A 14,489-nucleotide genomic window follows, 5' to 3' on the forward strand; every position below is an offset into this window, starting at 1 on the left:
GCATTGTAGTGCTCAGTTTAACGTCGCCGCTTGCGCGAAGGGGTCTCCTGACGAGTGGCGCGCTTGGCTTCGGCACGGCGCTGATGGGCAGTGGTGCCCCGCAGCGCAGCCGGCTTGGCGCCCGCAGCTTTTTTGCGTGGCCGCGGTGTTGCCGGTGCAGCATCGCCTTCGATGCCGGCCTGCAGCGATTTGAAGTCTTCGCCTCGCACTGGCCGGAAATCAATCCGGCGGGCTTCAAGATCCACGCGGGCCACCTGAACCTGCAACGCATCGCCCAGGCGGTAACGCAGCCCCGTCCGCTCGCCACGCAATTCATTTAGCGCTTCGTTGTATTGGAAATAATCACCACCAAGCTCGGAGATATGCACCAGGCCATCTACATACAAGGTGTCAAGCGTGACGAACACCCCAAAGCTGGTGACGCTGCTGATGTGGCCGGCAAACACCTCGCCCACATGCTCGCGCACAAACCAGCACTTCAACCAGGCCTGCACATCCCGCGAGGCGTCATCAGCGCGGCGCTCGCGCGCCGACAACATCGCACCCAGGTCGTCCCAGGCGTCAAGCTCGCGCGCCTTGGCCGGCAGGCTGGGATCGGTGGGCGCACCAGGCACCACGGGCGGCTGGTAGCGGCGCTTGTGCACAATACTGCGGATCACGCGGTGCACCAGCAAATCGGGATAACGCCGAATGGGCGAGGTGAAATGCGCGTAATGCTCGTACGCCAAGCCAAAGTGACCGGTTTGCTCGGGGCTGTAAATAGCCTGTTGCATCGACCGCAGGCAAAGGGTCTGGATGATGTCGAAATCAGGCCGCCCACGGGCTTCCTGGATCAGTTTGGCGTAATCGCTGGTTTGCGGGTCATCCCCGCCACCCAGGGCAAGGCCCAGCAAGCGCAAAGACTCGCGCAAGGCCTGCAGCTTCTCGGGTGTGGGGCCGTCATGCACCCGAAACAAGGCCTGGCGTTTGTTGCGCACAATAAAATCCGCCGCGCAGGTATTGGCCGCCAGCATGCATTCTTCGATCAGGCGATGGGCATCATTGCGAACGTAAGGCTCGATTTTTTCGATACGGCCCAGAGGGTTGCAGACAATGCGGGTTTCGACAGTGTCGAAATCAATTGCCCCACGTGCGCGGCGGGCTTGCTGGAAGGTCTGAAAAAGTTCGTACGCCGTTTGCACATGCGGATAGAGATCACCCAGCGCCTGGGCGGCAGGCCCAGTGGGCTGCTGCAGGGCGGCCCAGATATCGGTATAGGTGGTGCGGGCATGCGAATGGATCACCGCCTCGTAAAACTGATAGGCACTCACCTGCCCTGCCTTGGCTCCACCGGCCGGGATCATCATGTCGCACACCATCACCAGGCGATCGACCGCGGGATTCAGCGAACAAATCCCGTTGGACAGGGCCTCGGGCAACATGGGAATGACTCGCCGGGGGAAATACACGCTGGTGCCCCGGTTCAGGGCATCATCATCCAGCGCAGAACCGGGCTGCACATAATGGCTGACATCCGCAATGGCCACCAGCAAGCGCCAGCCTGGCCGCGCACGGCTGGCCGTACCCAGATCGGCCGGCATGCAAAACACGGCATCATCAAAATCACGGGCATCCTCACCATCGATGGTGATGAATGGCACGTCACGCAAGTCGATACGCCCGGCGTATTCGGTGTCCCGGACGTGATCAGGAATCTTGCCCAGTTGCTTGAGCGTGGCGGCAGAAAACTCAACAGGCACATCAAATTTGCGCACTGCGATTTCGATTTCCATGCCGGGGTCGTCGATCTCGCCCAGCACCTCGATGATGCGACCCAGCGGCTGCATATGGCTGGCCGGTTGCCGCAGGATCTGTACCGTTACCACCTGCCCCGGCTCTGCGCCTGCCGTCTCTTGCGGGGAGATCAGGATGTCGTGCTTGATGCGCTGGTCTTCGGGGGCCACCACAAAGGCCCCATGTTCTTTAAGAAAGCGGCCCACCAGTTTAAGGGTGCGGCGCTCGAGAACCTCTACGATGGCGCCTTCAGGGCGGCCACGGTATTCGCCCGAGGCCCGTACACGCACACGGTCGCCGTGCAGTACCTTGGCCATCTCGTGCGGCGATAAAAAGAGATCCTGGCTGCCGTCATCGGGCAAAAGAAACCCGAAACCGTCGCGATGTCCCTGAACGGTACCGGTAATAAAAGTTGTGTTGTTGCAAATCTGCAACCTTCCCTGGGCATTAAATTGCACCTGCCCATCACGTTCCATCGCTTTTACCCGGCGGATAAAACCATTGGACAGAGGGATGGTCGATTGTGTGGCGTCGGCCAGTGCTTCAAGAGAAAAGGGTTTGCCTGCTTCGCGCAGGGCCTCAAGGATGATCTCCCGACTGGGTACCTGAGGGTCGAAATCGGGAGGCAGATCGGTGGTTTTTACCGGGTAAGCGTCGCGGTTATTGTCGTTGTTCGTTCGCTTTTTCAAAGGCTATTTGCATCCAAAAAAATTGTGCTGTATAGTTTCGTCTTTGCTGAAACGGCCCCTAAAAAAGGGGCTTACAGTTTAGCAAAAGCAATAGCATACACGTTATGCCGTGCCCAGGTGGCGGAATTGGTAGACGCGCATGGTTCAGGTCCATGTGCCGCAAGGTGTGGAGGTTCGAGTCCTCTCCTGGGCACCACTTCTTTACAGAAGTCCAATTCTCTGATGTCTTGTACATCAACATGCAAACCCGCAAACCCCACAGGTCTGCGGGTTTTTTGCTTTGCGCAGGCTGCCCGCCGCCGAACTACAATCCGATTCATGAACCGTCCTGCCCATTCTCCCAGCTCAATGCGCTGCGGCCTGGAGTCTCTCGACCAATTTGATGAGATCATCGATGTGCGCACGCCGGCGGAATTTGCCGATGACCATATCCCGGGCGCCATCAACACCCCTGTACTCAGCAACGAAGAACGCGTGCTGATCGGTACCATGTACGCACAGGAATCCCCCTTCAAGGCCACACGGCTGGGGGCTGCTCTGGTGGCCCGCCACATTGCCGAATACCTCGAGACCTGTTTTGCCGACCGTCCACAAAGCTGGCGGCCCCTGATCTATTGCTGGCGCGGCGGCAAACGCTCGGGCGCGATGACCACGTGGTTCAACCTGATTGGCTGGCGGGCCCGGCAACTGGAAGGTGGCTACAAAACGTGGCGCCGCCATGTGCTGACATCGCTCGAATCCCTCCCTGAGCCTTTGCGCTGCATCGTGCTCACCGGCCCCACCGGCTCGGGCAAAACCCGCTTGCTGCAAGCACTGGGGCGAGCCGGCGCGCAGGTGCTCGACCTTGAAGATTTGGCCAGCCATCGGGGCTCTTTGCTGGGGCAGTTGCCCAACCAGGCACAGCCCAGCCAGCGCTACTTTGAAACCCGGCTGCAGCAGGCCATCGAAGCACTTGACCCAAACCAGCCGGTGTTTGTCGAGGCGGAAAGCCGCCGTATCGGGCGCGTCAGCCTGCCCGACGCTCTACTGCAAAAGATGTACACCGGGCAATGTGTGCAGGTGAAAGTCGCAATGCCACAGCGTATCGCGTTTTTGCTGCAGGATTACCGCCATCTGTTTGATCGGCCCGAGGCATTCAAGGCAACTCTTGATCGTCTGCTCGGGCTGCACAGCCACGAGACTCTCAAGCACTGGCATCACCTGATCGACACCGATCAGCGTGCCGAGCTGTTTCAGTGCCTGGTGTCCGAACACTACGACCCCGCCTACCGGCGCAGCAGCCATGGCCACTATGCACAGCTGGAGCATGCGCCCCAATTTGGCTACGATCCAACAGACGCAGAGGAATCCCACCAGGCCCACGCCCTGCTGCAAGCGCTGGCCGGCCTTGGCCGGCCCGAGGCGATTTCATCCACTGCACCCTAAGTGCCTGCAGCCAAATTTTTAGAGATTTTCATGACCCAAGCACCTGTCATCACCGATATTCCACGTTTGACCTCGCTTTCGCACGGCGGAGGCTGCGGCTGCAAGATTGCGCCAGACGTCCTGGCCAAACTGATGCAGAAAGGGATACCCACAGGTGTTTTTCCCAACCTGCTGGTGGGGACGCAATCTTCGGATGACGCCGCCGTTTATCGCTTGAACGACGAGCAGGCCCTGATTGCCACCACCGACTTTTTCATGCCGATTGTGGACGACCCCCACGATTTTGGTCGTATCGCAGCTACCAATGCCTTGTCGGATGTTTATGCCATGGGCGGCACACCCATCATGGCGTTGGCGCTGGTGGGCATGCCCCTGAAATCCCTGCCACACGAGACAATTTCGGCCATCCTGGCGGGTGGCGCATCGGTCTGCCAGCAAGCCGGCATCCCGATTGCCGGCGGGCATTCCATCGATTCTGTCGAGCCCATCTATGGGCTGGCGGTGATGGGGCTGGGGCACCCCGCACACATCAAGCGCAATGATCAGGCCAAGCCCGGCGACGCGCTGATCCTCAGCAAACCATTGGGGGTTGGGATTTTGTCGGCTGCCCTTAAAAAGGATCAGCTTGCACCTGAAAGCTACCAGGCCATGATTGCCAGCACTACCCAACTGAATACCCCGGGCGGCCAACTAGGCCGCATGGACGCCGTGCATGCCCTGACAGACGTTACCGGGTTTGGTTTGCTGGGGCACACGCTGGAGATGTGCAAGGGCTCGGGCCTGCAAGCCACGCTTGATTACCAGGCGCTGCCATGGCTGGATGCTGCCCAGGCGCTTGCCCAGGCAGGCATCCACACTGGTGCTTCGGGGCGCAACTGGCAAGCCTGCCAGCAACACATCACGCTTGACACCACCTTGCCCGCCGAAGCGCAGGCACTGCTTACCGACCCCCAAACCTCTGGCGGGCTTTTGGTGGCCTGCGACCCAGCTGCCGTCGACGAAGTTCTGGCCCTGTTGCGCGCTGACGGCTTTGCCCAGGCCGCACACATTGGCCAACTGGCTTCCGGCACCCCTCACATTCGGGTATTCTGAAAACTGCCTTTTGCACACAGGAGCCTCTATGGCCGCCCCTTTGATTATTGCCAAAAACAGTCAATTTGAAGCTGCTATCCTGCCCCCCCTGGCCAACCGGCATGGTTGCATCACTGGCGCCACCGGCACAGGCAAAACCGTTACGTTGCAAGTGCTGGCAGAGTCCTTCTCAAGAATTGGCACGCCGGTATTTGTGGCAGACGTCAAGGGCGATCTCAGTGGTATCTCGCAAACGGGCATAGCCTCCGAGAAGCTTTCGGGGCGGCTGAAAAAACTGGGCCTACCCGAGCCCCAATGGGGCGCAAGCCCCGTCACTTTCTGGGACATCTTTGGCGAGCAAGGCCACCCAATCCGGGCAACGGTCTCCGATCTTGGCCCCCTGCTGCTGGCCCGCATGCTCGATCTCAACGACACCCAAGAAGGCGTCCTCAACGTCGCCTTCCGTGTCGCCGACGATCAGGGCCTCTTGGTACTCGACCTCAAAGATCTGCGCGTCATGCTGCAATATGTGGCCGACCATGCAGCCGAGATCCGCACCACCTATGGCCAAGTGTCCTCGGCCTCCATTGGTGCCATCCAGCGCAGTCTCCTGAGGCTCGACTCCGAAGGCGCCGAACAATTTTTCGGCGAGCCCATGCTGGATGTGTTCGACTGGATGCGCACCAACGCGCAAGGCCTGGGCATGGTCAATGTGCTGGCGGCCAATCGCCTGATGCAGTCCCCCCGGCTGTATGGTGTGTTTTTGCTGTGGATGCTGGCTGATCTCTACGAGCGCATGCCCGAAGTTGGCGACCTCGAACAACCCAAGCTGGTGTTCTTCTTCGACGAAGCCCACCTGCTGTTCAAGGACGCACCCGAGGCCCTGCTCGAGAAAATCGAACAAGTCGTACGCCTGATCCGCTCCAAAGGCGTGGGCGTGTATTTTGTCACGCAAAACCCGGCCGACATCCCGGATACCGTACTGGGGCAATTGGGGCACCGCATCCAGCATGCACTGCGTGCCTACACACCGCGCGACCAAAAAGCCGTGCGCACCGCGGCACAAACCATGCGCCCCAACCCGCCCCTGGATATCGAGGCAGCCATCACCGAGCTTGCCGTGGGCGAAGCCCTGGTGTCCATGCTCGACCAAAAAGGGCAACCCGTCCAGACACAACGCGTCTGGATGATGGCGCCGGGCAGCCGGATCGGCCCGGCCACAGACGCCGAGCGCCAGTCAGTGCGTAGTGCTTCTCTGCTGGGCGGCAAATACGACCAGACAATGGATCGCGAATCTGCCTATGAGATTCTGCAAAAACGCGCCGAGACCACCAGCAACAACCTCGCAGAAGCCACCGCAGAGGCCAAGCCCGCCACGGCACAGGCCGAACCCGCCGAAGATGGCGCACTCGGACTCGTCAGCGATTTTCTGTTTGGCTCTACCGGCCCCCGGGGCGGGCGGCGCGAAGGAGCGGTGCAGTCGATAGCCAAGAGCATGATGCGCAACGCCGCCAATCGGCTGGTGCGCGGCTTGTTGGGCTCTTTGGTGGGCCGGCGCTAAGGCCTTGCCTGGCACATATCTGCAAATACCCACTTACCAACCAAACAGGCTCCTTTACCCATGGCCGACACCACCCCACGCTGTACCTGGTGCTCCGATGACCCGCTCTACATGCACTACCACGACCACGAGTGGGGCGTGCCGTCATACGACGCCGACCATCTGTTCGAAATGCTGCTTCTCGAAGGCTTCCAGGCGGGTCTGTCCTGGCTCACCATTTTGCGCAGACGCGAGGGCTTTCGTAAGGCACTGGCATCGTTCGACCCGCACACCCTGGCGGCCACCACGCCGGAGTGGGTAGAACAACAAATGCAAAACCCGGCCATCATCCGCAATCGCCTCAAACTGCAAGGCGTGGGTAAAAACGCCCGAGCTTGGCTGGCACTGGAAAACCCTGTCGAGCTGGTGTGGTCGGTGGTGGATGGCAAGCCCAAAGTGCACCATTACGCACAGCCCGCCGAGATCCCCACCGCTGGCCCCGAGGCCCAGGCACTTAGCAAGCTGCTGAAGCACCGCGGGTTTACCTTTGTGGGCCCCACCATTTGTCAGGCGTATCTTCAGGCCATCGGTGCCTTGATGGATCACACCACCGACTGTTTTCGACATGCCATGCTGGATACCTCACGCCTGGAATGACATACCTGCCCCAGGCGTATCAGGCGGCACGTTATTACATCGACACGCCCTCGCCTACCCTCATCATCATCGGCCGGCCTCAATCCGGCCTGCAGGCCCTGCATCAGCAGTACCACTGTACCCACAGCCATATCCTTACCCCATGCAACCCCCGCAGCCGGCGCCTGCGGCCTGCCGCCAATCTCAGACGGCTAGCCGCCCTGCACCGCAGGCTGAGTATCTTGGGCGTCTCCGTTTTACCCGCCCGCAACACAGACCCCACCGGCCAATGGCCCGAAGAGCCAGGCTTCTGGATTACCGGCCTGCCACCACACACGATACGGATGCTGGCCAAAAGCTTTGGGCAAAACGCCTGGGTTTTATGCCCGGCAGACACCATCGCCCGACTGCAGTGGGCTGCTGGGTAAGCAACCCACCCATCGCTTGCACAGCAAAAATTTATTGCTATAATTGCGTGCTTTGGCGCATTAGCTCAGTTGGTTAGAGCGACGGAATCATAATCCGCAGGTCCGGGGTTCGAGTCCCTGATGCGCCACCAAAGATATCAAACAAAACGCCAGCCCTTGTAGGTTGGCGTTTTGCGTTTATGCCGGCCGGCGGCGTTGCGCCACTTGCTGCCGCTTGCGCCAGAACCAATAGATCCGCATGGCCAGCAACGCCGCCAAGGCCCAGGCTGATACGCGTGGCTCGAAGAAATCATGTTTGCCAGCCCGCATCAGCACAAAGTGCCAGACCGAAAGAATGGCCGACGGATAGATCAGCCAATGCAGCTGCGACCATCTGCGCCCCAGGCGCCGCATCCAGCCGCGTGTGGATGTCAGCGCCAGCGGGATCAGGCACAGCACAGCCAGCGTGCCGATGCCGATAAACGTACGTTGCCAGATATCCTGCCACATGGACAGCCATACACCACCACGATCCCAAAGCCCCCACGCCACCACGTGCACCACGGTATAAAAAAACGCATACAGGCCCAACTTGCGCCGGTGCACCATCACGCCGGCCCAGCCGGTAAGCCGGCGCACGGGCGTCACCATCAGCACAATCAACAGCATGATCAGCGCCCAATCGCCCGTGGACTGCGTCAGAAACAAGGGAGGATTGGCCGTCAGTTGGCCCTGCCAACCCAGCCACAGCCAGCGCAACAAGGGAAACAGACCCAGCAGATGCATCAGGCCCGTCAGCAGCCAGCGCATCTGGCGTTGCGGCAAAGGGGCTGTCATCGACGAATGCAAACCGGCGAGACCATCAGAAGTTACGTCGGAGGTCCATGCCTTTGTACAGGCTGGCAACCTCGGAGGCATAACCGTTAAACGGTTGCGTGGGGATCCGCGACGCAAAGAACCCGCTGCCTATCCGGCGTTCGGTTTCCTGGCTCCAGCGCGGGTGTGGCACCGCCGGATTGACGTTGGCATAGAAGCCATATTCTTGCGGGGCCGCCTGCATCCATGCCGTAAGCGGCGGAGTGGATTGCAGATGAATCCGCACCAGTGACTTGGCCGATTTAAAGCCGTATTTCCAGGGGATGATGACACGCATTGGCGCGCCATTTTGGGCAGGCAGCTCGCGGCCATAGACGCCGAACGTCAGCAAGGTAAGTGGATGCATGGCTTCGTCCATGCGCAGGCCCTCGGTGTAGGGCCAGTTAAGGATGCCCTGGCGCACGCCCGGCATCACATCAGGCTGCAAGACAGTGGTAAACACCACGTAGCGGGCTTCTTCGGTGGGCTCGGCTTTCTTCAACAGATGCGACAGCGAATACCCGATCCAGGGGATCACCATCGACCAGGCCTCGACGCAGCGCAACCGGTAAATGCGCTCTTCCATCGGCGCCAGGTGGCGAAGCGCATCAATATCCAGCGTCAGTGGCTTTCTGACTGCGCCATCCACCTGAACCGCCCAAGGGGTCAGCTGCATGCGCCCTGCGTTCTCGGCGGGATCTCCCTTGCCGGTACCAAACTCATAAAAATTATTGTAAGTGGTGATGTCGCTCCAGCGATTGACGGTTTCGTCGGTAGACCAGCGCTGCGATGGCGTCGCTGCCAATTTTGGCCCGAAGGGCTCGGTGTCCGGGGCAGCCTTGGCCGACGCCGCACCTGCAGCCAGCAAGGCTGGCGCACTGACGGCAGCACGCAACCACTGCCGCCTGGATTGCCAGACAGACTCGGGGGTAATCTCTGACGCCACTGGGTAATTTTTCCTGAAACCGTGCATGGTGAGCCTCCTGGGGCATACCGCACAAGCGCCTGTAAACCAGCCAACAAACCAAAAACCTGCAACTGTTACGCGCTTAAATGCTTTAACCCTTTACATTCTAGCGACACAGGTTCTGCAACCCAAGCACTTTGGTGTAGCCTAGCGTAGGTTTTTGTTATCTCATCAAGGAAATTACCAGATGCCTGCACTGGCCATTTCTCGCATCACGCTTCGTCGGCTGATCCTGAGTTTGTCCATGGGTAGCGTACTGATCATGCTGATTTTGGGTGGCACGGGAATTTATGGCATCCAGCGCACCCAGTTGATGGACGACACACTGGCGTCCAATCAGGCGTTTGCACAAAAGCTGGCCGCCTCCGCCTCCGATTTCCTGACGCAGGCTCAGAACGATCTGGCCTATTCTGCCAAACAGATTGCCCAATTCGGGACGAACCCCGCCGTGATGCAGATGGAAGCCAATCATCTGCACCTGCAGGGCGCAAAATTTCACTCCGTGTCGATCACCAGTGCACAAGGCATCATTCTGGCCATTTCACCCGAGACACTGCAGATATCCGGCCGTAAAGTACCAGCTGTCGACCCGCAAACCGCGGTCCTGAGAAAAAAGACACCCACCATCAGCAAACCCTTTACGACGATACTGGGCAATCTGGCCATCCTGCTGACACACCCCTTGTATTCACCCCAGAACGAGTACTTGGGCTATCTGGCAGGTACGGTGTATTTGAAGGCTGACGGGGGCCTGTCCCGTCTGATCAAGCAGCATTATTTTCGTAACGACACCTATGTGTATCTGGTGGATAGTTCCCGGCGCCTGCTTTACCACCCCGACCCCAATCGCCTGGGCACCATCGTGGGTACCAACCCGGTAGTCACAGCCGTCCTGAGCGGGCAAACCGGTGCTGAACGCATCACCAACAGCCAGGGGGTCGACATGCTGGCAGGCTATGCCTACATCCCAGGTGCCAAGTGGGGAGTGGTGGTGCAGCGCCCTACAGAGGTCACCCTGGAAAAACTCAGCACGCTGATGCAAAGGGTCATGTGGCTATCCCTGCTGCCAGTGCTCTTGCTGCTGGCGGCACTCTGGTTTCTGTCCACCTGGATCTCCCGGCCGTTGCGGGCACTGTCTCATATCATGCAAACAGGATACGACGGCAATGCGGCCGAGCGCATTCGATCGGTACGCTGCTGGTACTCAGAAGCACAGCACCTGCAAAAGGCTTTGCTGGCAGGCACAGATACCGTTATCTCGCGCCTGAGCCAACTGCGTGAGGAAGCCTACCAGGATCCGCTCACCGGCCTGGGCAACCGAAGAGGCCTGGATATCGCCTTGCAGGCGCTCGAAAGCACCGGGCAGACGTTTTCTGTGCTAGCCCTGGATATCGACTTTTTCAAGCGCATCAACGACCACTACGGGCATGACGTGGGCGACCAGGTGATCAGACAAATGGGTGAGCTGATGCGCTCACAGGCCCGCAATGGAGACTCTTTGTTTCGGATGGGCGGAGAAGAATTCTTAACCTTGCTGCCAGGCACGCCGGTAGACAATGCGCTCACCATCGCAGAGCGATTACGCGCAGCCGTCGAAGCATCTCCCCTGCTGCCCCAGGAACGAGTGACCATATCCATTGGCATCGCAGCCTGGGGGCCAGACAGCGCCCGCCGCGTGGCAGACACCCTAAAAGAAGCTGATCTGGCCTTGTATCAGGCCAAGCAAAATGGCCGCAACCGGGTGGAGAGGTCAGCGTAAAAAGATGAGCCACAATCGGAGTGGACTACACATGAAGTAGCCACAAACGTAAAGGCCCCGCCTTTTGGCGGGGCCTTACTGCCACTGGGGCAGTTGCACTGCACGGGGGCAGTGCGTTGTCTTCGCTTTGAGGCGAAGAGTCGCTACCTACTGGGGTAACGGTTTCAGTATAGGCACCTCAATCCAGGAAGGCAAGATCAGTATTTACCCTAGGGCACTTGGTGCGCCAGTACGTAGTCAAGCGCCGCGCACACTGCCGCCATTTGTGCGGCATTACAGATCTCGGGCGTGGCCCGGGGGCTGTCCGGATAGACCTCGGTGGTGGTTTTATACAGAGCTGGCGTAACGCCGGCACACAGCCCCAAAGACCCTAAGGCGTAACGGATCACACCGGGCGCCACCGCGACGGAACCAATGATCTCACCCCGGTGATCGGCAGGCGCGATGTGAGTGATCTGTGCCACCGCATCAATGATGGCCTGCTGAAATGCCGGCTGCGGGGCCGTTTCATCATCCACCAGATAAAAGCCGTCCGGAATGCTGCCGGGTTTCCAGGCAAGCCCGTCCCGGGCCGCCAACGCTGGCCGGAACTCGGTTTCGTCAGAATCGGTGGTTTCGTGCAGGTCGATGTGCATGCACACCCGATGCGCCAGGGGCGCCACCAGGCGCATCACCGCTGCGGCCTCGGCAGAGGGGCTATTTGCCCTGAACGAGCGGTTGGGGTCAATCGCATCCGGGTTCCAGCGATGAATCCGCTCGAAGCCCCACGGGCTGACACACGGGAGGATCAGGAGATCCACTTGCCCCTGATAAGCCTGGGCCCGCTGTGCGGCAAACTGCAATGCCCCCATGACGCCGCTGGTTTCATAGCCATGCACACCACCTGTCACCAGCGCGAGAGGCCGCGTATCCTGCCAGCCCTTGCTGCGCAATGCCATCAGGGGGTAAAGATCGGGTGGGTAATCCAGCTGCCCATACTGTTCTACATCAAACGCGGGGCGCAATGCATCAACAGCCGCCAGCACCTGGCTGGCATAGTTGCGCTGGCGATGCTGGCACGCACGCCACGCCTCACGTTCTGTCTGGCCCCACGCTTGCCCGGGGGTACCTATCGGATAAGAGGACATCAACATCACTTATAGTGTGAACAAGAGAAACAGTGTAATCCGCCAGCGGGCGCGCCGGATGCGCCTGCCCCCCCCGGAAGATGTGAGACGATGTTGCCGTACCCACCGGCAGGTGAAGCGCTGTACAGCCGCGCCAGCTGTGCTCAGGAACGTAACCACTGGACACCTTGTGCGCGCGCCAATTTGCTATAAACCAAGGTGTCTCGCCCTTGTTTGCCGGATCCCACCATGACTGTCCAAACCCTTGGCCGCTGCGGCCTGCTCTTAACCGTACTGCTGCTTTCCGCGTGCTCGTCAACCTCATCGTCACAGTGGATGTCCCCTGAAGAGGCAAGCCAGGCCAATACCAGCACACGCTGCTCGTGGCTGTTTGGCAGCTGCGGCTACGAAGGCTCCTACGAGCCCGGTGAAGCGGTGTATGCAGAACAGGAAGCCGCCCGCCTGAACCGTGCGCAGCTTTCGCGTCTTAAAGGGTTTTAGGTATTCGTCAGGCGCGGCCCTCTACACTCATCATTAAACAGACGCTGGCCGCCCCGCTTATCAGACAATAAAAATGGATCGGGCCGCCAGCCAAAAAGGAGGCCAGATGCCAGATAGAATCATCCGCAACATTGTTCCTCTGCTTGCCCTGCTGCTGACACTGCTTTGCTTTGTCCTGGGCCTCACGCTTAGTGCAGCCTGGTTTTGGCCGCTTGTCATTTTTGTGCCTGTGCTGCTTCTGGGCATCTACGATCATTTCCAGCGCGGCTGGACAATTACCCGCAATTACCCGGTGGCCGCACGGATACGCTGGCTTTTTTACACGCTGCGGCCGTTTCTGCGGGCCTACCTGGTAGAAGACGACATCCACGGCACACCGTTTTCTTTCAAGGCACGCAATCTGGTGCACGAACGTGCCCGCGGCCGTACGGACACTCAGCCGTTTGGCACCGAACTTGATACGGATTCGGCCAAATACGAATGGTTTGCGCATTCGATTGCGCCCGAACCCAACCCGGATCAATCCCCCCGGGTACAGGTAGGCACCGAACAAGCGTCCAAACCGTACTCGGCTTCTTTGTTCAATATCTCTGCCATGAGCTTTGGCGCACTATCGGCCAACGCGGTTCGAGCCCTGAATCTGGGTGCCAGAGAAGGCAATTTCTATCACGACACGGGCGAAGGCGGCCTTAGCCAATATCACCTTGAGCACGGGGGTGATCTAGTGTGGGAACTGGGCTCTGGATACTTTGGCGCACGAGACAAGGCAGGACGCTTCAGCCCTGATGCGTTTGCCGATAACGCTATCCACGAAGCCGTGAAAATGACGGAAATCAAACTTAGCCAAGGAGCCAAGCCCGGACATGGCGGCTTGCTGCCTGCGGCCAAGGTCAGCGAAGAAATTGCTCGCGTGCGCCAGGTGCCGGCGCACCAGGATTGCCTCAGCCCCGCGGGGCATTCTGCGTTTTCGACGCCCATCGAGCTGATGGAGTTTGCCGCCCGAATGCGTGATCTATCAGGAGGCAAGCCGGTGGGAATCAAGTTGTGCGTTGGCCAGATGCATGAACCCTTTGCTTTGATGAAGGCCATCCTCGAAACAGAAATTCTGCCCGACTTTATCGTGGTGGACGGCGGCGAAGGCGGCACCGGTGCTGCACCACAAGAGCTCTCTGATTGGGTGGGCATGCCCTTGATGGAGGGCCTGGTGGTGATGCGCAATGCCCTGGTGGGCTGTGGCTTGAAAGACAAGATCCGGCTGGTGGCCAGCGGCAAGATTTACTCTGGCATGGGCATGGCCAACACACTTGCCCAAGGTGCCGACTGGTGCAACGCGGCACGTGCCTTTATGTTTTCAATTGGCTGCATCCAGGCCCAGCGCTGCCATCTGGGCACCTGCCCCACCGGCATCACCACGCAAGATCCCCACCGCCAGCGTGGGCTGATCCCCGAGGTTCAGGGCAAGCGGGCAGCACGGTTTCATGCCGAAACACTGAAATCTCTGGCCCATATCATGTCGGCCGTTGGCGTCCAGCATCCGCGCGACTTGCGCCCTCATATGTTGATGCATCGGGTAGGCCCCGGCAAGGCTTTGCCAATCGACGAAATCAAGGTGTTCCTGCCGCCCAAGGCATTGCTTGAAGCACCTGACGACACTATTTATGCCGACTGGTGGCACGCCGCCAGCGCCAGCACGTTTCGGCCAGTGCGCGAGGTGCGGATCAAGCCCACACAGGCGCACAGCCTGTAAGCATGGCTCCGCA

General features: G+C 59.6%; 12 protein-coding genes and 2 tRNA genes. 10 read left to right on the forward strand and 4 right to left on the reverse strand.

The window, feature by feature from the left end; translation table 11 throughout:
• Window positions 1-17: 17 nt before the first annotated feature.
• A complete protein-coding gene (gene rnr / locus WA928_RS06200) occupies window positions 18-2,462 on the reverse strand; it encodes a ribonuclease R (protein ID WP_424300928.1) in 2,445 nt (814 codons plus the stop codon).
• Between the two features lie 111 nt (window positions 2,463-2,573).
• On the opposite strand from rnr, the gene WA928_RS06205 reads away from it, so the two are divergent.
• The 7 genes from WA928_RS06205 to WA928_RS06235 all read left to right on the forward strand — a co-directional run bounded on the left by WA928_RS06205 (window position 2,574) and on the right by WA928_RS06235 (window position 7,693).
• Window positions 2,574-2,658 (forward strand) — tRNA-Leu (locus WA928_RS06205).
• 122 nt (window positions 2,659-2,780) lie between these two features.
• Window positions 2,781-3,887 carry a tRNA 2-selenouridine(34) synthase MnmH gene (mnmH, locus tag WA928_RS06210; RefSeq protein WP_424300931.1) on the forward strand — a complete coding sequence of 369 codons (1,107 nt, stop codon included), beginning with the start codon at window positions 2,781-2,783 and terminating at the stop codon, window positions 3,885-3,887.
• A gap of 30 nt (window positions 3,888-3,917) precedes the next feature.
• Window positions 3,918-4,979 carry a selenide, water dikinase SelD gene (gene selD, locus WA928_RS06215; RefSeq protein WP_424300934.1) on the forward strand — a complete coding sequence of 354 codons (1,062 nt, stop codon included), beginning with the start codon at window positions 3,918-3,920 and terminating at the stop codon, window positions 4,977-4,979.
• 28 nt (window positions 4,980-5,007) lie between these two features.
• A complete protein-coding gene (locus tag WA928_RS06220) occupies window positions 5,008-6,519 on the forward strand; it encodes a helicase HerA-like domain-containing protein (RefSeq protein WP_424300937.1) in 1,512 nt (503 codons plus the stop codon).
• Window positions 6,520-6,579: 60 nt separating this feature from the next.
• Complete coding sequence (locus WA928_RS06225) at window positions 6,580-7,155, forward strand: DNA-3-methyladenine glycosylase I (RefSeq protein WP_424300940.1); 576 nt, start codon at window positions 6,580-6,582, stop codon at window positions 7,153-7,155.
• Window positions 7,152-7,562: a DUF3293 domain-containing protein gene (locus WA928_RS06230; protein WP_424300943.1), complete on the forward strand. Its 411-nt coding sequence runs from the start codon at window positions 7,152-7,154 to the stop codon at window positions 7,560-7,562. The genes WA928_RS06225 and WA928_RS06230 overlap by 4 nt, the downstream gene beginning before the upstream one ends.
• Before the next feature lie 54 nt (window positions 7,563-7,616).
• Window positions 7,617-7,693, forward strand: a tRNA-Met gene (locus tag WA928_RS06235).
• Window positions 7,694-7,739: 46 nt separating this feature from the next.
• On the opposite strand, the gene WA928_RS06240 is transcribed toward WA928_RS06235, so the two are convergent.
• Together WA928_RS06240 and msrP are read right to left on the reverse strand one after the other, a co-directional pair.
• Entirely contained in the window at window positions 7,740-8,378 is a 639-nt protein-coding gene (locus WA928_RS06240; protein WP_424300946.1) for a sulfite oxidase heme-binding subunit YedZ, read from the reverse strand.
• A 25-nt stretch (window positions 8,379-8,403) separates the two neighbouring features.
• On the reverse strand, window positions 8,404-9,369 hold the full coding sequence (gene msrP, locus WA928_RS06245; RefSeq protein ID WP_424300949.1) for a protein-methionine-sulfoxide reductase catalytic subunit MsrP: 966 nt from the start codon (window positions 9,367-9,369) through the stop codon (window positions 8,404-8,406).
• Between the two features lie 181 nt (window positions 9,370-9,550).
• Between msrP and WA928_RS06250 the strand changes: the two genes are divergently transcribed.
• Window positions 9,551-11,122 (forward strand): sensor domain-containing diguanylate cyclase, encoded by a 1,572-nt coding sequence (locus tag WA928_RS06250; RefSeq protein WP_424300952.1) that lies wholly within the window; start codon window positions 9,551-9,553, stop codon window positions 11,120-11,122.
• Between the two features lie 209 nt (window positions 11,123-11,331).
• On the opposite strand, the gene WA928_RS06255 is transcribed toward WA928_RS06250, so the two are convergent.
• Window positions 11,332-12,249 carry a M14 family metallopeptidase gene (locus tag WA928_RS06255; RefSeq protein ID WP_424300955.1) on the reverse strand — a complete coding sequence of 306 codons (918 nt, stop codon included), beginning with the start codon at window positions 12,247-12,249 and terminating at the stop codon, window positions 11,332-11,334.
• Between the two features lie 228 nt (window positions 12,250-12,477).
• On the opposite strand from WA928_RS06255, the gene WA928_RS06260 reads away from it, so the two are divergent.
• Together WA928_RS06260 and WA928_RS06265 are read left to right on the forward strand one after the other, a co-directional pair.
• Window positions 12,478-12,729 carry a hypothetical protein gene (locus tag WA928_RS06260; RefSeq protein ID WP_350381425.1) on the forward strand — a complete coding sequence of 84 codons (252 nt, stop codon included), beginning with the start codon at window positions 12,478-12,480 and terminating at the stop codon, window positions 12,727-12,729.
• Window positions 12,730-12,835: 106 nt separating this feature from the next.
• Window positions 12,836-14,476, forward strand: a complete 1,641-nt coding sequence (locus WA928_RS06265; RefSeq protein WP_424300959.1) for an FMN-binding glutamate synthase family protein — start codon at window positions 12,836-12,838, stop codon at window positions 14,474-14,476.
• Window positions 14,477-14,489: the final 13 nt, after the last annotated feature.

It is taken from the genome of Castellaniella sp. (assembly GCF_049651205.1).
Lineage (GTDB): Bacteria > Pseudomonadota > Gammaproteobacteria > Burkholderiales > Burkholderiaceae_B > Castellaniella.

Bases quoted from the DNA above. Each gene is read 5' to 3' on its own strand.
- WA928_RS06265 (WP_424300959.1), top strand. From the start codon at position 12,836: ATGCCAGATAGAATCATCCGCAACATTGTTCCTCTGCTTGCCCTGCTG.
- WA928_RS06220 (WP_424300937.1), top strand. From the start codon at position 5,008: ATGGCCGCCCCTTTGATTATTGCCAAAAACAGTCAATTTGAAGCTGCT.
- mnmH (WP_424300931.1), top strand. From the start codon at position 2,781: ATGAACCGTCCTGCCCATTCTCCCAGCTCAATGCGCTGCGGCCTGGAG.
- selD (WP_424300934.1), top strand. From the start codon at position 3,918: ATGACCCAAGCACCTGTCATCACCGATATTCCACGTTTGACCTCGCTT.
- WA928_RS06260 (WP_350381425.1), top strand. From the start codon at position 12,478: ATGACTGTCCAAACCCTTGGCCGCTGCGGCCTGCTCTTAACCGTACTG.
- WA928_RS06230 (WP_424300943.1), top strand. From the start codon at position 7,152: ATGACATACCTGCCCCAGGCGTATCAGGCGGCACGTTATTACATCGAC.
- WA928_RS06255 (WP_424300955.1), bottom strand. From the start codon at position 12,249: ATGTCCTCTTATCCGATAGGTACCCCCGGGCAAGCGTGGGGCCAGACA.
- msrP (WP_424300949.1), bottom strand. From the start codon at position 9,369: ATGCACGGTTTCAGGAAAAATTACCCAGTGGCGTCAGAGATTACCCCC.
- WA928_RS06250 (WP_424300952.1), top strand. From the start codon at position 9,551: ATGCCTGCACTGGCCATTTCTCGCATCACGCTTCGTCGGCTGATCCTG.
- WA928_RS06240 (WP_424300946.1), bottom strand. From the start codon at position 8,378: ATGACAGCCCCTTTGCCGCAACGCCAGATGCGCTGGCTGCTGACGGGC.
- WA928_RS06225 (WP_424300940.1), top strand. From the start codon at position 6,580: ATGGCCGACACCACCCCACGCTGTACCTGGTGCTCCGATGACCCGCTC.